Origin of the sequence: Maribacter sp. PR1 (assembly GCF_028464145.1) — a bacterium.
Lineage (GTDB): Bacteria > Bacteroidota > Bacteroidia > Flavobacteriales > Flavobacteriaceae > Maribacter.
The window spans coordinates 78,430-97,412 of record NZ_JAQPCG010000003.1; the positions used below are offsets into that span (position 1 = coordinate 78,430).

17 protein-coding genes are annotated in these 18,983 nt (G+C 38.8%); 5 read left to right on the forward strand and 12 right to left on the reverse strand.

Annotated features, from left to right (window positions below):
* Nucleotides 1-4 precede the first annotated feature (4 nt).
* Nucleotides 5-853, reverse strand: coding sequence for a UDP-2,3-diacylglucosamine diphosphatase (locus PP182_RS06800; RefSeq protein WP_272650593.1), 849 nt, complete (start codon nt 851-853; stop codon nt 5-7).
* 192 nt (nt 854-1,045) lie between these two features.
* Between PP182_RS06800 and aroC the strand changes: the two genes are divergently transcribed.
* Together aroC and PP182_RS06810 are read left to right on the forward strand one after the other, a co-directional pair.
* Nucleotides 1,046-2,110 (forward strand): chorismate synthase, encoded by a 1,065-nt coding sequence (aroC, locus tag PP182_RS06805; protein ID WP_272650594.1) that lies wholly within the window; start codon nt 1,046-1,048, stop codon nt 2,108-2,110.
* Nucleotides 2,111-2,169: 59 nt separating this feature from the next.
* Nucleotides 2,170-3,495, forward strand: coding sequence for a dicarboxylate/amino acid:cation symporter (locus PP182_RS06810; protein WP_272650595.1), 1,326 nt, complete (start codon nt 2,170-2,172; stop codon nt 3,493-3,495).
* A 65-nt stretch (nt 3,496-3,560) separates the two neighbouring features.
* On the opposite strand, the gene PP182_RS06815 is transcribed toward PP182_RS06810, so the two are convergent.
* The 4 genes from PP182_RS06815 to PP182_RS06830 all read right to left on the reverse strand — a co-directional run bounded on the left by PP182_RS06815 (nt 3,561) and on the right by PP182_RS06830 (nt 8,495).
* Nucleotides 3,561-4,343 (reverse strand): DUF1206 domain-containing protein, encoded by a 783-nt coding sequence (locus PP182_RS06815; protein ID WP_272650596.1) that lies wholly within the window; start codon nt 4,341-4,343, stop codon nt 3,561-3,563.
* A gap of 70 nt (nt 4,344-4,413) precedes the next feature.
* The gene (locus PP182_RS06820) at nt 4,414-4,818 is read right to left on the reverse strand and encodes a thiol-disulfide oxidoreductase DCC family protein (protein WP_272650597.1); all 405 of its coding nucleotides are present in this window, start codon (nt 4,816-4,818) and stop codon (nt 4,414-4,416) included.
* A gap of 30 nt (nt 4,819-4,848) precedes the next feature.
* Nucleotides 4,849-6,720: a tetratricopeptide repeat protein gene (locus tag PP182_RS06825; protein ID WP_272650598.1), complete on the reverse strand. Its 1,872-nt coding sequence runs from the start codon at nt 6,718-6,720 to the stop codon at nt 4,849-4,851.
* Nucleotides 6,717-8,495: a tetratricopeptide repeat protein gene (locus PP182_RS06830; protein WP_272650599.1), complete on the reverse strand. Its 1,779-nt coding sequence runs from the start codon at nt 8,493-8,495 to the stop codon at nt 6,717-6,719. Before PP182_RS06830 ends, PP182_RS06825 begins: the two co-directional genes overlap by 4 nt.
* A 398-nt stretch (nt 8,496-8,893) precedes the next feature.
* Here PP182_RS06830 and PP182_RS06835 point away from each other — a divergent pair, with 398 nt between their 5' ends.
* The gene (locus PP182_RS06835) at nt 8,894-10,447 is read left to right on the forward strand and encodes a thiol-activated cytolysin family protein (protein ID WP_272650600.1); all 1,554 of its coding nucleotides are present in this window, start codon (nt 8,894-8,896) and stop codon (nt 10,445-10,447) included.
* A gap of 135 nt (nt 10,448-10,582) precedes the next feature.
* On the opposite strand, the gene PP182_RS06840 is transcribed toward PP182_RS06835, so the two are convergent.
* Complete coding sequence (locus tag PP182_RS06840) at nt 10,583-12,760, reverse strand: endonuclease MutS2 (RefSeq protein WP_272650601.1); 2,178 nt, start codon at nt 12,758-12,760, stop codon at nt 10,583-10,585.
* Between the two features lie 64 nt (nt 12,761-12,824).
* On the reverse strand, nt 12,825-13,355 hold the full coding sequence (locus PP182_RS06845; RefSeq protein WP_272650602.1) for a DUF421 domain-containing protein: 531 nt from the start codon (nt 13,353-13,355) through the stop codon (nt 12,825-12,827).
* A gap of 130 nt (nt 13,356-13,485) precedes the next feature.
* Here PP182_RS06845 and PP182_RS06850 point away from each other — a divergent pair, with 130 nt between their 5' ends.
* Nucleotides 13,486-14,151: a uracil-DNA glycosylase gene (locus PP182_RS06850; RefSeq protein WP_272650603.1), complete on the forward strand. Its 666-nt coding sequence runs from the start codon at nt 13,486-13,488 to the stop codon at nt 14,149-14,151.
* A gap of 75 nt (nt 14,152-14,226) precedes the next feature.
* Entirely contained in the window at nt 14,227-14,658 is a 432-nt protein-coding gene (locus tag PP182_RS06855; protein WP_272650604.1) for a response regulator, read from the forward strand.
* An 8-nt stretch (nt 14,659-14,666) separates the two neighbouring features.
* Here the strand turns inward: PP182_RS06855 and PP182_RS06860 are convergent, their stop codons facing one another.
* From PP182_RS06860 to PP182_RS06880, 5 genes are all read right to left on the reverse strand, one after another.
* Complete coding sequence (locus PP182_RS06860) at nt 14,667-15,512, reverse strand: substrate-binding domain-containing protein (RefSeq protein ID WP_272650605.1); 846 nt, start codon at nt 15,510-15,512, stop codon at nt 14,667-14,669.
* Nucleotides 15,509-16,381, reverse strand: a complete 873-nt coding sequence (locus PP182_RS06865; protein WP_272650606.1) for a nucleoside phosphorylase — start codon at nt 16,379-16,381, stop codon at nt 15,509-15,511. Before PP182_RS06865 ends, PP182_RS06860 begins: the two co-directional genes overlap by 4 nt.
* 1 nt (nt 16,382) lies before the next feature.
* Nucleotides 16,383-17,315, reverse strand: coding sequence for a DUF1835 domain-containing protein (locus PP182_RS06870; RefSeq protein ID WP_272650607.1), 933 nt, complete (start codon nt 17,313-17,315; stop codon nt 16,383-16,385).
* A 114-nt stretch (nt 17,316-17,429) separates the two neighbouring features.
* The gene (locus PP182_RS06875) at nt 17,430-17,756 is read right to left on the reverse strand and encodes a translation initiation factor (protein WP_272650608.1); all 327 of its coding nucleotides are present in this window, start codon (nt 17,754-17,756) and stop codon (nt 17,430-17,432) included.
* Nucleotides 17,757-17,768: 12 nt separating this feature from the next.
* Complete coding sequence (locus PP182_RS06880; RefSeq protein ID WP_272650609.1) at nt 17,769-18,977, reverse strand: tRNA modification GTPase; 1,209 nt, start codon at nt 18,975-18,977, stop codon at nt 17,769-17,771.
* Nucleotides 18,978-18,983 lie beyond the last annotated feature (6 nt).

Consider the following 18,983-nt stretch of genomic DNA (forward strand, 5'->3'; position numbering starts at 1 on the left):
CGATTTAAAAGGGGATATCCTTCTTTTTAGAATTCTTCTCGGCAATGGAGGCAATGAGCTGATTTATATTCATCTCCTTCAAGGCCTCGTCCATATAAAATGGGGATAATTTATCATTTTTATACTGATACAGTTTCCAACGTTTTAAAGAATACTCTAGTGCCGTTAGGTTTTCAACCCAATCACCGGAATTGAGATAGGTAACCATAGCATCGGATTTTTCAATATTTTCTTTTTTAGGCCGGTGAATGTGTCCACAGACTACATAATCGTATCTATTATGTATAGCCGTATCTACTACCGTTTCTTCAAAACTGGAAATATACTTATCCGACTTTTTAGCGTTCTCCTTTATTTTGGAAGCTAAGGAAAACTTTTCCTTTTTCAGTCTTTTAAGAAACCAATTGTTTAACTTGTTAAGGTTTATCAGCAAACTAAAACCAAGGTTTCCAAATTTTGCCATCCATTTGCAGTTAATCCACGGAATATCGAAGACATCACCGTGAAAAAACCAGGCCTTTTTACCATTTAGGTCGAGCACCAGCTTTCTAGAAAACTTAATGTTGCCCAAGGAGATATTCGCCAATGTCTTCGGTGCCTGATCATGATTTCCCATAATGTAATGCACTTCCGTACCCTTTGAAGCCATGGAAACTATTTTCTTGATTACGTTTAGATGTGAATTAGGGAAATAACTCTTTTTAAATTGCCATATATCTACGATATCGCCATTCAAAATCAGTATTTTAGGCTGTATGCTGGATAAATAGGCCAATAGTTCATCTGCATAACTATCATAAGTCCCTAAATGAACATCGGAAATTACGGCGATTTCCAACTTTCTCTTTTTCATTCCAGAAATTTCAACAAAATTAAACCTAATGGTATAAAGCAGCCTTAATTATCACATCATCAATTATTAAGCATAACGTTAAAAAAACATTATGATGATTTCACAAGGTTAATTTAAGTTTAAGTAGAGGGTATATTTTTCTTTAATGCTTTTAAAATTTACCTTTGTAGTTATCAATTTTCAATAACGGTCATGGCAGGAAATTCCTTTGGAAACTTATTTAGGGTAACAACGTTTGGTGAATCCCATGGACGGGCTATTGGAGGTGTTTTAGATGGTTGTCCCGCGGGTATACCTTTGGATACGGATTTAATACAAAAAGACTTGGACAGAAGAAAACCTGGACAGTCCACCATTGTTACACAACGAAAGGAACCTGATGCTGTGGAAATATATTCTGGTGTTTTCGAGGGTAAAACTACGGGGACTCCTATTGGTTTTGCTATTCACAATACCAATCAAAAGTCAAAGGATTATGGCCATATAAAGGATTCCTATAGACCTTCCCATGCCGATTATGTCTATGATCAAAAGTATGGTTTCCGGGATTATAGAGGGGGAGGAAGAAGCTCGGCACGTGAAACAGCTAGTAGGGTAGTGGCCGGTGCTATTGCCAAGCAATTTTTAGAAGGTATTGAAATAAACGCATTTGTTTCCCAGGTTGGAGATTTAAAGTTGGAAAAGAGTTATTTACAATTGGACCTAAAAACTGCCGAGGATAATATAGTTCGATGTCCGGATCAGGAAATGGCCTCCAAAATGGAGAAGTTCATAAAAGGAGTTAAAAAAGATGGAGATACCATTGGTGGTGTAATCACGTGTGTAGCTAAAAATGTTCCAGTGGGATTAGGGGAACCTGTTTTTGATAAACTTCATGCCGAACTGGGTAAAGCAATGCTCTCCATAAACGCTGTAAAAGGATTTGAATATGGTAGTGGTTTTGAAGGTGTAGCCATGAAGGGAAGTGAACATAACGACCCGTTTAACTCTGACGGTTCCACAAAGAGCAATCATAGTGGAGGTGTACAGGGAGGTATTAGTAATGGCATGGATATCTATTTCAATGTGGCGTTTAAACCGGTAGCCACGGTAATACAAGGCTATGAAACTATAGATAAAGAAGGTAACAAGGTCGTAACCCAGGGAAAAGGTAGACATGACCCCTGTGTTGTTCCTAGGGCCGTACCCATTGTTGAAGCCATGACAGCCTTGGTATTGGCCGACTATATGTTACTTTCAAGGACAAATAAAATTTAATCTTTACGGTGTAGCGTGTCTGCATTCTATTTGGTATCTTGACCCAAAAGAATAGCAATATGCGTAAACTTGAATTGCATTGGCAAATACTGATAGGAATGCTTTTAGGCATTCTTTTTGGTTTTTTGATGACCCAAGTAGATTGGGGTAAAGATTTTGTTGGGGATTGGATTCAGCCCTTCGGAACCATCTTTGTAAAACTTTTAAAATTAATTGCTATACCCCTTATTTTAGCTTCTTTGATAAAGGGTATTTCCGATTTAAAGGACATTTCCAAATTCCGAAATATAGGGCTTCGTACTATTGTTATTTATATATGCACGACGGTTGTGGCTATAACCATAGGTTTGGTTTTGGTCAATATCATGCAACCAGGAGAAGGTATTTCTGAGGAAACAATTACCAAGTTGACGGATACATACGCCGGTGATAGTGGTGTAACATCCAAAATGGAAGAGGCTTCTAGACAAAAAGGAGCTGGTCCACTTCAATTTTTGGAAGATATGGTTCCAGATAATGCATTATCTGCCATGACCAACAACAGTTTAATGCTACAGGTAATCTTCTTCGCCATATTTTTAGGGATTTCGATGTTATTGGTGGGTGAGAAATCAGCGAAACCCATGAAAAAGTTCTTTGATTCATTAAACGATATCGTATTGAAAATGGTGGATTTAATAATGCTCTCCGCCCCATACGCCGTATTTGCACTCTTGGCAGGTGTAGTAGTTTCCTCGAGCGATCCTGAATTATTATTGGCACTGTTAAAATATGCTGGCGTTGTTGTCCTAGGTTTGGCCTTGATGATCGTCTTTTATTCCATTGTCGTATCAACCTTTACCAGGTATAACCCCTTGACCTTTCTAAGTAAAATGAGTCCGGCGCAATTACTTGCATTCTCAACAAGTTCCAGTGCGGCTACTTTACCTGTAACGATGGAAAGGGTAGAGGAGCATATTGGTGTGGATAAGGAAGTTTCAAGTTTTGTCTTACCCGTTGGCGCCACAATTAATATGGACGGTACAAGTCTGTATCAAGGGGTGGCTGCCGTATTTATAGCTCAGGCACTTGCTTTCGACCTTACTATTGCCAACCAATTGACTATCGTGCTCACTGCTCTTCTGGCATCCATCGGCTCGGCTGCCGTACCGGGAGCAGGAATGGTCATGTTAGTGATTGTTTTGGAGTCCATTGGCTTTCCTCAGGATAAACTGGCCATTGGACTGGCTTTGATTTTTGCCGTCGATAGACCGTTGGATATGTGTAGAACCGTAGTCAACGTTACAGGTGATGCCACAGTAGCCATGATGGTAGCAAAATCTGTCGGAAAGCTAGGAAAGCCCAAAGTAAAGAATTGGGACGACCATTATAATGAGGTAAAATAGAAGCTGATTTATATATTAGAATCGTATATGATTATATTTAATTTATTGAAAATTAAATATTTGGCTTAATTAAACGAGCGATACTTGCTCATGGTGAACATATAGACGCCATAGCATGCCAATCCTGCGGCAACCAGACCCATTAGCCAAGGTCCTGAGGAGTTCTGTTGTAAAAAGGAGAATGCCCCGGAAGTTCCTTGCATACCGCTTGATGCACTGCCGCCAATTGATAATCCGGCGGTGACAAAGAAATAGGCTACTATGCCCACTAAGATTCCTCTTGCGGTTAAACCTGCATATCCCATATTCTTAATGAATTTCCGCTTTTTACTATCGGACATGGCCTTAAGGTTAAACTTGGATATAAACTTACCTTTATAGGCTTTAATGAATTGATAGATGCTCTTGCCCGCAAGACATATCCCAACAGCTAGAAATATGTATTGCTGATATTCTGAAGGTATCATCGAAGATTTACTTCCTCCGCCACTTCCCGATTGTGAAAATGCATTAAGAATGGCGAAAAAACCAAGTCCCATATAAATTAGTCCGCTGATGAAAAAGCTAATTCGCTTTACGGCCCCCTTGCTGTCATCCCCAATATTTTCCGGGTCCTGTATGCTTTGAATAAATCTCCACAGCGCATAACAGCAAAGGCCAAGTCCCAGTGCTACCAAAATAAACTTACCAAAAGGTTGATTTTCCAAAAAATCGATTACCTCTAACTTTCCGGCTTTCTGTCCGCCCAGGTTAAAGGCAGCCATGAAGGCTAAAACCCCTGTTATTAAATAAACGACACCTTTTGCCGCGAATCCGGTCTTTGCTGCTTTCTTTATTTTATCATCCATAGTCACAATATTGATATTTATACTCAAAAACAGTGACTTGGAAGATATACTTGTTAATCCATTTGCGAAACTATAGGAATTTGGACTTTATTTCTGGGGTAGGAATCATACATTCATCCTTTTTGCCATACCAAGAGTATCGATTTCGAGCAATTATATCGTATACGATATTTCGTAACGAACTGGGAATCAATCCAAGTATTTTTGAAAGGGTGCGATACCCTTTTAATTCTTTACCGATTTCCAACGCTGCATCTGATTTGAGATAGTAGGCCACCCCTGGTTCTATAAGTACGACTGAATCTATTTTCTGGGTATCAATTGTTCTTTCGGAAAGTAATTTTTGGGCAATCTCACTTTGCAGGGAAGCAAAGCGAAATAGGTCTTCTTTGTCTCTTTTTATTATAAATTGAACGAAGCCATTACAAACATTGCAAACGCCGTCGAACAATATTATTTTTTTTGGTTCTTTCACTTTATAAAGATAGCTAATGCTTTCTGCTTACTACAAGCTATTTAGGAAAGTTCCCAAATCGGTATCCTTATCCAATCCCAACTTCTTTTTAAGGCGGTATTTGGATTTCAGGATACTATCGGGTAAAACGTTCAAGGTTGCGGCAATTTCCTTGGTGGTCAGGTTCATACGCAAGAAGGCGGCCAGGCGGATTTCCTTCTCGGAGATATCCGGATAAATGGTCTTAAGTTTTTGGTCGAAATCGTTGTGCACGTCGGCAAAATAACTTTTAAACACCTCCCAATCCTTGTCCGAAGCATTCTCCTTTTTCAAGAGCATCACAATACGTCTAAACTCCATTTTAAACTTCTCCGGGGAATTCTTTATGTTTTCCAAGTTCTCCATGAGTTCCTGAATAAAGGTGTTCTTTTGCACCAAGTGAAGGGTTTGACTGGCCAGTTCTTTTTGCTTGTGTTCAATTTCTTGTTGATAGATAGCTTCCTGTTTTTCCCTGGCAATACGGTTTTTCTTTATGCGTTGCCTAAAGCCGAAGAACAGGAGGCCGGAAACGGCTAGGGCGGACGCCATTCCCCCGGCATAGATTCCTTTTTGGAGCTTGTCGGCCTTGGATTGGGCGTTTAAGGTCTTGATCTCTTCTTCTTGAAGTGCTATCTCAGCTTCCTTTTTTTCGGTTTCGTAAATAGTCTTCAACTCTTCAATTTGATTCGTCTTTTTTAAATTGTAAATACTATCCCTATAGAATTCATATAATTTCCTGTCCTTTAACGCTAAAGTTTCGTTTTTGAAGGCCTCTTCATATAATTTAGATCTAAATAGGCGCAGATTGGACTGATATTCCAAGGAATTCACTGAATCGGCTATTTGTAAAGCTGTATTGATATTAAACAGGCTATTTTCCAAATCCTGTTTCTTCAAATACAATTCCGCCTTATTTTGTAAAACTTGTATTCTATTGTTTATAAAACCTTTGCTTTCGTGAAATTTCCAACTCTTGTTTAAATATTCTTCTGCCAAAGAATGCTCACCTGTCTTTACATAGGCCCCTCCTAGATTGGTATATCCTATGGCGGCAGTTCCTTCTAAATCGAATTTTTCACTAATATCAATACTTTTAATAAAATTGCTTATAGCTAATTCTTTATTATTCATCTCCAAATAGGATGTGCCTATATCTATATAGGCTTCGGCAGCAAAAACATTATCATCCGTTTCTAAATATACTTTAAGTGCCTTTTTGTAATATTCAATAGAAGCTTCATAATTTTTTAGATTGTACTGGATATGACCAATTTTCCTAAGTATATCCGCCTCCATATACGGTTCGGTTTCCAGCGTGTCCAAAATTTTAAGTGCTTCTGAAAACTTCAATTGGGCAATACTGTAATTGCCTTTGTTCATGTGGATTGTTCCTAAATGGCCGGTTGTAACTCCATATTTGATAGGGTCCCCAACCTTTTTGAACAACTCGATAGCTTCTTCATACGTTTGAAATGAATTGTCATACTCCCCAAGTAGCCCATAATGATTCCCGATATCGGATAAAGCCATTGCCAAGGTTTTGTCATCATGAAGTTCGATGGCAAGCTCCTTGGTTTTTGTATGATAAAATAAAGAAGAATCCATATTTCCGAGATAATTATGGTTGGATCCAAGTAAATGATAAGAATCCATTATATACTTCTTCAAATTAGCCGAATCTGCCATTTTAAGCCTTTTTCTGGCATAAACCAATGCTTCTTTTGGGTTACTATAAATAGCCTTATTATAGAGTGCTGCCAATGTATCCAGTTTATTTTCGATGGATGTACCCTTACTTAGAATGTCGCTAGTGTTATCTGAGGTTGCTTTTTGTGCGATACAAAATATCGGCATTAAAAGAAGTACTGAGAGTAAATTTTTCATAAAGCATTTAAAAATTGGTTTAAATCCTGATCTTTACCCAATCCCAACTTCTTTTTAAGGCGGTATTTGGATTTTAAGATACTGTCCGGGAGTACGTTTAGTGTGGCGGCAATCTCTTTCGTGGTCAGGTTCATGCGTAAAAAGGCGGCCAGGCGGATCTCCTTCTCGGAGATATCCGGATAAATGGTCTTAAGTTTTTGGTCGAAATCGTTATGCACGTCGGCAAAATAGCTTTTAAACACCTCCCAATCCTTGTCCGAAGCGTTCTCCTTCTTTAATAACATAACAATACGTCTAAACTCCATTTTAAACTTCTCCGGGGAGTTCTTTATGTTTTCCAAGTTCTCCATGAGTTCCTGAATAAAGGTGTTCTTTTGTACCAAGTGGAGGGTTTGGCTGGCCAATTCCTTTTGCTTGTGTTCAATTTCTTGTTGATAGATAGCCTCCTGTTTTTCCCTGGCAATACGGTTTTTCTTTATGCGTTGCCTAAACCCGAAGAACAGGAGGCCGGAAACGGCTAGTGCCGAGGCCATTCCCCCGGCATAGATTCCTTTTTGGAGCTTGTCGGCCTTGGATTGGGCGTTTAAGGTCTTGATCTCTTCTTCTTGAAGTGCTATCTCCGCTTCTTTCTTTTCGGTTTCGTAAAGGGTTTGCAATTGCTCAATTTGTCTTGATTTTTTGGCATTAAAGATACTGTCCTTAATCACATTCATTTTAAGCAAGTCCATCAAGGCACTTTTTTCCATACCCCATAAAGCATAGGCTTTCGACCTGTAGTCCAAAGCATTTTTGAGTTCATTGGATTGCCCAACGGAATCTGCCCATTCCACTGAACGATTTAAGTGATCAAGGGCATTTTCCTGTTGCCCCATTAAGGCGTAGGTATATCCCAAATGATATTCATGGACAATTTTGTTTGCCATGCTTTCTTCATGTTCTAAGTCTTTTACAGATTCATTAAAGGCTAGAATTGCTTGGGTATATTGTCCCTGTTCTCTCAATGCAATTGCCAAATTCGCAAGAGCAAGAGATTTAGATTCCTTAAAGTCATGTTCTTCGGAAATCCTAATACTTGTATTGTAGCTTTTTATGGCCTCCCCATAATCCTTTATTGCCAAGTATACGTTTCCCTTATCGGACCATACGTAGGATTGGAATAAAAAGTCGTTGACTTCTGTATAAATGGCATTGGATTCATTAAAATAGCGAAGCGCATCTTTAAAGTCTTCCTCCTGATAATTGAGCTTTGCAATATTTCTGTAAATGTCACCTCGTCTAAATATGTCCCTGGGAATAGTATCTAGAACACTAAGTGCAGCTTTATAACCCTTCATTGCATTTACAAAATCTCCCTGCTCATAAAAATGATAGGCTCTATTATTTAACGTTACGCCATAATTGAGATAATCGTTTTCCTCCAAGTTCATTCTGGCGACCGTGTCCATAAGCATTATAGCCTTGGCATAATTACCATTCTGTCCCTCTATAACAGAGATATTTGCCATCGCACTGGCTAAATTTCTTTGAATTCCAAATTCTTTTGAAGTTGAAATAGATTTTTGATAGTACAATAAGGCACTATCCATTTTTTGCAGTGCTCCGTAACCGTTGGCCTTTAAAAAATATCCGTCTGAGAGACCATCTCCGTAACCATGATCACTGCTTATGTTCGTTATTTTCTCCGCTAAGGATATAGACTTGTAGGAATCATTATACATGTGTAGCTCTGCCAAACGGCATAAAATGTCCACACTGTCTTTAAAATTTTTGCTCACACTAAGAGTTTGATTTAAACTATCTAATTTGTTTGTCGACTCCTGAGAAGACAAAATGAGACTAAATAAAATGAAGATAATTGACAATGTTCTTTTAATCATAATGACTAAAGTGGTTGATTAACTAATACATATACAAGTTAATCTTAAATGGTTTAAAATCAAGGTTGTCCATGGTTTGTCCATACTAATAGGGTAACGGTCAAAACTAAAAATTAATATAAAATATTGAATATCAGAATATTAAATGAATTATCTTTTCTTCAAAATTTGAATTGTCCATAGTGTTTTAGTGTATCATTTGGGGATTCTGTCCATACTTTGTCCATGGACAATATTAGGTAAGGTCTTGATTAGAAGATAGTTTTGAGGTGTTGAATCCAAAAAACCTTAGAATTATGAAAACAATCAATTTTAAAAACCTGAAAGGGGCATCCATTATGTTAGTCGGTTTAACCCTCGGGGTCAGCTCCTGTAGTAAGGACACCATTGAACCTATTGACCAAAACCAAGGCGTTGATGGAGTAGAGGCGGATAGTATCAATGCCTACCTGGCTAAACTTAGTTATGACCCAGATGTATTACTAAATGTTCAGAGTTCTCCAGGGTCTGAATCCAAGGTAATAAGTGACAACTCAAGCAATAGCCTTGGATCCGTTAATGAGTGTAGAACCAACGAGTATGATATTCGATCCAATTTTGAGGATGTGGCCATCTTTGATCCCACGTTGGGGGTTATTTATCCTGGTGCCCTAATTATTGGGAACAATCAAATGTTGGATGGTTCACCCCAACCGCTTCAAATACAAAGGGCTCCTATGAGATTACGTCTAGACCTTCCTGGAATAGGGGAAAGGGGGACCTTGGAAGTTGGTAGTCCAGATTATGGAACGGTGCAAACGGCCCTAGATGATGGTCTTGAGTACTGGAACAATGACATCGCCCCACAGGGATATGAAATAGCTTCTAATGCGTATTATGAATCTACCACGGCATATACTTCCCAACAAATGAGCCTAGATTTGGGAGTAGGTGTAGAGTGGGCTAGTGGATCTTCTTTCGAATCCCAATTTAGTTATAGCAGTACTTCGGAAAAAAGAGTGGCTGCCATACTTTACAGGCAAGTGTTTTATGAAGTGACTATGGTAACCCCGGATTCACCGGCAGATGTTTTTGGCAGCTCAATTGACCTTAACCGAGTACAATCGTTAATGAATTCAGATGCGCCCCCGGCCTATGTCAGTTCCGTTCAATATGGAAGGATTATCATGGTACGGATGGAAACTACTAGTACGGAAACCAGTGTAGAACTGGATGCTGCCTTGGAATATGCCAGTATCGGAAAAGACGTAAATGCAGATGTTGAGGCCAAATATAAGTCCATATTAGAGCAATCCACCATCAATGTGGTAACCATAGGAGGAAATGCGGAAGTAGCTTCAAAAGTTATTACAGGGAGCGATGTGGCATCCTCTGGAGGCCTTAATTATGTAATTACGGAAGGGGCTTTGTACAGTAGGGATAATCCTGGTGCACCAATTGCCTATACAGTAAAGTATTTGAAAGACAATAGAATTGCAAAAATGGGCTACAATACAGATTACAGAATCGAGGAATGCCAGACCTATGCATATGACCATGAAAGCTTAGATGTAGATAATAATTCCATATTTGATGTTAGGTTCCGATTTATCTATAAAAGCCGTGACGGAAATAATACTACAGTAGGAGGTTATACTACGGTTAATAATGGTCAAAGAAAGGTGGTAAGTCCACCGAATGGCTCCCATGATGTGAAAGTTGAATTTCAATTTCAGGATGCATTTATTTGGACCAAGTTTGGAGATACTAAAAGTTATGGCTATATAAGTTCTCAGAAATGTTTCGAGATTACCAATGAGGGTATTCTCCAAGGATTTCGCATCCATTTGACGCCTGTTTCCTGTAATTAAATAGATTTCCGGATAAGCGAATGACAGTCGGCCGCTCAAGTTGGGTTCAACAACTTGATGTCGGCTGTTTTTTTACAAAAACCCTATTAAAAAATAGTCTATTATCGTATACGATTATATATAATTGTTTGATTATCAACTATTTTTTTGTTTTTCTACTAAATCCAATTGATCTACACTAACGTTGGTCGTGAACATACCATAATTAACGATGGCCTTGCCTTTTTCCAAAGAATCTATAGTTCCAACAGCTTTTCCATCCAGCATGCGTACACGGTCGCCCACTGTAAAAACAGGTCGTGGTTTGTGCTTTTCCTTTAGGATGGATTTTTTCTTTTCTACTTTCTTTTTCTCGCGGATTACCTTGACCTCTTTCTGTACTTCTTGGGCTACTTGGGCTTTTTTGGAGCGTTCTTTTTTAGCTTCTTGTGCCGTTTTCTTTTTCCGCTTGCTATTTTCCGTCTCTACAATCCGCAAAAGTTCCGATATCAAAGGACGTTTTTTATTGTTCTGAAAATACTTATCCGCCGCTACATTTACTTTATTTCCCAATTGTATCATCCGTTGGTCGTGGTCATACAATTCTTGATAGTTTTCCAGTTTTGACTTTATTTTGGCATTCAATTTTTCCAACCTTGCGGCTTCCTCTCGGGCTTTTCCTTCTTCCTCCTTCAATTTTGACCCTGTTTCGGCCATCTTACTGCGTTCTTTTTGTAGTTTGGCGATTGTAGCATCAAAACGAACCTTCCCACGCTCAATTTTCTTTTTGGCCTTATTGATAAGCGAGTAAGGGATTCCGTTCTTTTGAGCGACTTCAAAAGTGAAAGAGCTACCGGCCTGCCCTAAAATCAATTGAAACGTGGGTTCCAGCGTTTTACTGTCAAAAAGCATATTGGCGTTGGTGGCATGGGGGAGTTCATTGGCCAATGCCTTTAAATTGGCATAATGGGTAGTGATTACCCCGTAGGAGCCACGCGCATAGAAAACCTCCAAGAACGTTTCAGCGAGTGCACCCCCCAATTCTGGATCACTTCCTGTTCCAAACTCATCGATTAGGAACAAGGTCTTTTCATTGCACCTTTTTAAAAATTGGTTCATGTTTTTAAGCCGATAACTGTACGTACTTAAATGATTTTCAATGGATTGGTTGTCTCCAATATCCGTTAAAATCTTATGAAAAAAACAAACTTCACTGCGTTCGTGGACGGGAATCAGCAGCCCGCTTTGCAACATTACCTGAAGTAGACCAATGGTCTTTAAGGTAATACTTTTTCCCCCGGCATTAGGCCCGGATATGACTATAATTCGATTTTCCGAGTGTAGTTCTATAGTTTGGGGAAACGTTTTTTCTCCTTTTCTTTTGTTGCTTAAAAATAGTAGGGGGTGAAAGGCATCTCGTAAAAACAAACGTCGCTCTTTGCTTACTTTGGGCTTTAGGGCGTCAATATCTTGCGCGTATTTTGCTTTTGCGGCCGTAACGTCTACTTGACTAAGATAATTCTGATAGTCGCTTAAAAGGGCTTTAAATGGTCTAATTTGATTGGTAAGCTGATTCAAGATACGCTGAATCTCCTCCTTTTCCTCAAACTCCAGATTGTTCAGCTCCCTACTAAAGCGCAATGTAGCTTCAGGTTCAATATAGACGATACTTCCCGTCTTGGAGGTGCCCATCACCGCACCTTTTATTTTTTTGCGGTACATGGCCTTTACGGCCAATACTCTGCGGTTCTCTACGACCGACTCCCTAATTTCATCCAAATAATCGGAAGATTGATAGGTAGCCAGTGCGCTACCAAAACTCTGACTGATTTTTCCCCGAACCTGGTTCATCTGTCTTCTAATGCTCAATAGAGCGTCAGAGGCATTGTCCTTTACCTCCCCAAATCGGTCGATTACTTGGTTTACCAGCGATGGAATTTCAGTATTGGGCTCCAATTCCAGAGCAAAATCATGAAGCAGGGGATAGTATTCCTTAAACTTTTTAAAAAACTTTTGGTGGGTCAAAACGGTATCACAAATGCTAGCTATTCGCTTGAAACCCTGGAGTTCCAGCGTGGTGTTCTCAATTTTAAGCAACCTTAGTTCTCCTTGGATGCTATCAAAACCGTGATTTGGTATTTTGTTGTCGCTGATCAGTGAAGAAAGATATTCCGATGTTTTTCCTAACGCCAGTTCCATTTCGCTCTCATTTTCCAATGGAGCTATTACCAGCGCAGTTTCTTTGCCTAGTTCCGTATTGCATCGAGCCGAAACTTGTTGCAATATTTTAGGGAATTCTAAATCTTGGAGTGTTTTGGGATGTATATTGGCCACGGATTATTCAAAAAATCAGTTGCAAAGGTAGCTATTGGCATTTGAATTAGAAATTGATAATCACCTACGGACTATTTCTAACCCCTTCCAATACATCTGGGCTTAAAGTTTCAGTTGAATCGAGAGTCGTTTTATGTAAAACAGAAATATCCCCTGTAGACTCTAGAACCACGGCTTCAATCTCACTAAAATTGAGGACGTTGGCCTCTCTCAATTTAGCAATAAGTTGTGTTTTCTGTATTCTGGCGTGTTTCAGATTTTTATATAAAATTTGATCACCGTCCATGAGCAGCAAGGGCTTGTTGGAAATTAACCGGTCCAAAGGCCTAAATCTCTTTTGCAGTGCGGAAAAAGCATATGTAAGGGCCAACAGCCCGGTAATGGCTATAGCCCCATGAACAATCGAAGTACTTGAGGTCAAGGTTGAAGAGATAATACTACCAATGGCCACGGTAAAAGCAAAATCGTAAGCGGTAAACTTGGCAAAGGATCTTAATCCTACCATCCTGGTCAATAGGATTATGACTATAAAAATTAAAAAACTTCCTACCAAAGTCTCCCATAAGGGGTCGTTTACGTTATAGATCCAATCCATTTGTATGATTTAAAATTCAGTCTTTGTGGCTTTGCCGTAGGCGTAAGCCATTTGTAAATCTTCTAAAGCTATGAGGTTATTATGGTAATTTGTGGCTTTTAAAATGTATAAATTTGCTCAAAAAGCTGAAATGTCCATAAATATCCACCCAAGTTGGAAACAAGAGTTGAAAGAAGAGTTTGAAAAGCCATATTTCAAACAATTGACCGAATTTGTGCGTCAAGAATATGCTCAACACACCTGTTATCCAAAAGGGAGTGATATTTTTTCAGCATTTGACCACTGTCCTTTCGACGGCACCAAGGTGGTAATCATTGGTCAGGACCCATACCATGGCCCTGGACAGGCAAATGGGCTATGCTTTTCCGTGAAAGAGGGTATTCCGCACCCGCCGTCATTGATAAATATATTCAAGGAAATTCAAACAGACCTTTCCGTTCCTTACCCAAAAAGTGGTAATCTGGAGCGGTGGGCGGACCAAGGTGTATTATTATTAAATGCCACATTAACGGTCCGTGCGCATCAGGCGGGAAGTCATCAAGGCAAAGGTTGGGAAACCTTTACGGATGCGGTAATTCGTACATTGTCAGCAAGGGAATCGCCAATCGTTTTTTTGTTATGGGGTGGTTATGCCAAGAAAAAGATAAAGTTAATAGACGCTGATAGGCATCATATACTTACCTCTGGACACCCATCTCCCCTAAGTGCCAATAGAGGGTATTGGTTTGGCAACCGTCATTTTTCCCAGTGCAATAAAATTTTGACTGATCTGAACAATAAAGTCATAGGGTGGTGAGTTGTGTAGTGTAGGTATTTTTTGTAATTTATAAATAGAAAATTCTGAACTAAATTAAAAGTAAAATCCCCGATAATGAGCAAGTTTGAAAACTTAAATTCTATTTTGTTGATAGACGATGATGAATCCAGCAACTTTCTACACTCCATCTTCATAAATAAATTAGATCTGGATATTGAAATAAATTCCGCCTTAAATGGACAGGAAGGATTAGATTTTATATTGGATAAGGGTTTGGAGAAACTTGCTTTGCCTTGTATGGTCATGCTTGACCTTAGAATGCCCGTAAAAGACGGCTGGGAATTTATGAAGATGTACGAAGAGCAAGTGCCAAAGGAACTAAAAGAGCAGTTGGTTGTTGTTTTGGTTACGGTGAGCGACAACCAAGAAGACAGGGACAAGGCCGAGGCAAATCCGTATATCATGGACTACGCACAAAAGCCACTTTCAGACGACACTTTCAAAAAGTTAATTGGTAAACATTTCAATTTGACTTCTACCGTATAAGGTCGAAATCATCTTAAAAAGGTTTCCTGTTTTAGTTTTTGGTCGACCAAATCTAGCTCTAATAGCGTATCCTGAACGGTTTCCAGGGTTTTAATCGGTAATTGATTTTGACTCCACTCCGTAAGGGCCATCCATTCTTGAATATCTTCCAATTTCTGCCCATATCTATTTGCCAATGTCCGATCTATACTTGGAATTTCCTTAAATTCTGTAGTGTAGCTGTTAATTACCTCTAAAATATGGTTCACCAGGCTACTGTATTGATCGAGAAACTTCTCTCTTCCTACCACCATAAAGCAGGGCCAGGGGGTTGGGCAGTCTCCCAGTCTTTTAAAAATGCGTTTATCTACAAGAGGTTTCGTGGTAAAATGTTCCCACATAAAATAATCTGCATTTCCATTTGCAAGCCCTTCTATGGCTCCCTCTAAACTATTTATAACCTCGAACTGGAGCTTTTTTGGGTCCCATCCTTCATTTTGAGCCTGTACATAGGCCATTAAATGGCTTCCGCTACCAAATCTACTAATCGCTGCCTTAGTGTTCTTTAAATCGCTTATTTTAGAAAAATCGCTATTTGCATCCACATGAATACCCCAAAGTAGGGGAGTGGCAATATATTCCTGTATAATTTTAACGGGGTTGCCCTCGGTGATACTTTTTATAATACCTTCTGTAAGTATTATAGCAAGATCGGTTTCCCCTTCAGCTAGCATTTGACACATTTTTCCGGTTCCTTCGGGAACATCGGTCCATTGTAAATCTATTCCACGCTCCGAAAAGGCACCCTCATCTATGGCTAAATGCCAGGGTAGGTTAAAATGCTCGGGTACTCCAATGATTTTTACCGTTTTCACTTTGTTACTATTTTTTGAAGGGTAAATTTAATGAGTTCCTGAACAGATTCCTTTGGATTTTCAGAGAATTCCCCGGTGGCCCTGTTGGCCAGTATACAATTCAGGGATATGGCCCGATGGCCTAACAGTTTTGAAAGGGCATAAATACCCGATGTTTCCATTTCAAGGTTGGTTATACGCTTATCTCGATACCGGAAATCGGAAATTATTTTAATGAATGTACACTCACTCGGTAAAATCCTTAAAGTCCTACCTTGCGGTCCGTAAAAACCTGTATTTGTGGTTGTTATTCCTAATCGTATACGATTTGAATTAAATTTTTTGGCCAAATCCTTGTCAAAACCGACAATATAAGGTCTGGATTTTTTCATGGACCACTGCGTTTGGGCCATAAATTCATTTTCCATCTCCTTATATTCGTTTAATTCATTTTCATAGAAATGAAGGAGGCCATCAAAACCAATGGCTAGCTCACTTAATATCCACGAATTTACCGGAATATCAGGTTGAATGGCTCCAGAGGTTCCAATTCTGACAATTGTTAATCGTATACGATTTTTTTTGATTCCCCTAGTCTTAAAATCGATATTGACCAAGGCATCTAGCTCGTTCAAAACGATGTCAATGTTATCTGTACCGATTCCCGTGGAAATGACACTGATTCTTTTGCCTTTTAGGTGACCTGTGTGTGTAAGAAACTCTCGTTTACCCTTCTTTACCTCTATACTATCGAAATAGCTCGAAACCTCGGATACCCGATCAGGGTCGCCAACGGTAATTATAGTATTCGCTAGGTCCTTTGGAAGTAAATTGAGGTGGTAAATGCTGCCATCGGCATTTAGGATAAGCTCGGAAGGGCCTAATTGCATTCTATAATTTTAGTATCCTACTAGAATCCGTATTGTAAAGAAAGTCATATTTAAGAGCGCCGCCCAGATACACATCATTATCCTGAATACACGAATAATAACTGGTTTGCCCATCGAGAATCGCCTTTCCCTTCTTGGACAAACGCACAGGATTCAATGAGGTAAAAAGGGGCTTTAGTCTTTGAATGGCCCTGTCGTATTGGGTGTCTCCAAAGCCTAAATTTCCTTGATTACTCAAAATAGTCCCTAAAAATTCGCTCTTGGACTTTGGCTTTTTATCTATGGCTAATTGTAAAATGTTGTTTTCCATTTCGTTAAGACCATTGGCAATGCTTGGAAAACGTTTTAAATGAGTATTAACGGCATCACCCAGATAAGCAAAGTTGTAATCGTTAAAGTCCGTAAGGTTTTCCAGACGTATGGGGTTATTGCTGCAGTACAATTGCCAAACATAATCGGCGAATTCTACATCATCCTGATTTAATACCACCTTATTCTGATAAAGCTTCGTAAGCTTTTCATCTGAAAGTTCGTTTAGGCCATACAATTTTCCACTTTCGTCTTCCTTGCCGGAGCACACCAGTGAAATCTCGGCATATCTCCTATTGGTCAGCAGCCAACTAATAACGGCTAGCATATTCACCTGACAAAATAGGTCATATTCGAACCAAAGGACGATTTGATCTTGCTGTTTATGGTTGCAAAGGGAACGATATTCCTTTAAGGTCTTCTCGATGAACCACGATTTAGAAACTTTGTAATTTTTATGAAGAAACTCAAACCTCGTTTTCCAAAAAGACTCACTACCGACATGAGTTAATGTTTTACCCTCACACAGCATTTCACGCCATGTAATGATATCTCCTTTTATATCCAGCTTCTTAAGACGTTCAGTGAAAGCGTCTCCGTTCGTAATGTGTAGAAGGGAACTCATTTTCGATATAAGGTTTACGTTTAGCGATTAAAAGTAACGTTTAATGTAAAAAAACAAAAGAATTTAACAGAAAAAGACGCAACCCTTTTCCTTAACTTGTACTAAAGCTGAGAATTAGCCCCCAACTCTTTTAACATTAAAGCCTTTTTCTTTTAAGATGTCCATAATTTTATCCCGGTAATCGCCTTGGATGATAATCTTGTCATTTTTAAAACTCCCACCTACGCTTAAGGTAGTTTTTAACTCTTTGGCAAGCTTCCTAAAATCACTGTCCGCCCCTGTGTAACCTTCTATGATGGTAATGGGTTTCCCCTTTCTTTTTTCATACTTGCAAATTAGGGGATTATCTTGAAGCCATAGGTCACTTTTTTGCTCTTTTTCGGGGACATCCTCCGGTTCGTGGTCGGGAAATAGATTTTTTAGCTGGTCTTTTAGGTCCATAAAAACGTTTATTTAGAAAGTATACCCTAAAATTACAGAATAAACCTTATAATCGGATTGCCATGTTTTGTACTTGTCCAATAAATCCCGTGGACTGAAATATCGTAATTGAAGACGTAATTTATCTTTGAACTTATATCCAACTCCCGCTCTCCAATTACCCCAAGCATCGATATTCAGCTCGGTATTGTTTTCAAAGGTAATTTTAGAATCTAAATCATAATCAAATACGATGGCGGCATCTAGAAAGAGGCTATTATTGTTATTTAGATAGCTATAATGTCGAAAACCAAACGGAAATTCGATAGAAGCGTAATCTACATTTGCCTGGATTGAAGAATTATATAAGATTGAAGGGTTAGTGTAACCTTCTTTTTTAAAGAATTGGTAAGTTGGCTCTACAAATAAGCTCCATTTATTTTTGTTAAAAGGTAGAAAGGACTCTAACTCAACACCTGCTCTAAACCCTATACCAGAACCAAAGTCAGTACTTCTTAGGGCGAATGGGCCATTAGAAATGAATAAAGAAGCCATATTAATACCTACATTAGCAGCTATCAGAAATTTAAATTTGGATTTTTCAAGTTGTTCCGGCGTATATGAAGGGTCGAGACATTGATTAAAATCGTTGAATATATTTATTAAGGCTTCTCTTTTATATCTTAAACGCTGTATTTTGGTTGGAGTAATTTGAGAGCATTTCATGGAATTCAATAACTGCTGTTTGTATTGATTGTTTTCCCCGATTTGCATATTTTCTTTCCGGTATTTTTTGTAAACCAAGGGCTCCATTTCTCCTTCCTTGACTGAATAGAAAAATCGTATCAAGTTTTGGTCTTCGTAAGAATATAATTTGGCAGGCCCGGCTACTAATTCCTTTAGAAACAATTGTTCGTTTTTAAAGCTAACCGATCTATTTTGCTCCAATTCAGATGTTTGGAAGGAAGATCTGTTAATGGCAATGGATTTTCTAATATATCTGGGACCATTTTTAATATTAAACTCCTGAATATTGGAAATCAAGGCTTCTTGGGGACTATCTTCCTCTTTATTTTTATATTGAAAGGATGAAGGGTTATTCTTCCAATCCTCGTTTTTAATAAGACAGTGGTTTTTTTCTCCATTATTAGTAACGAAATAACCTTCTTCAAAATTAATTTGGGAGGAAAGGCTCTGCAGGGAAAGGAAAAAAAGGGCAGCTACCCATATTTTTTTTAACATAAAACT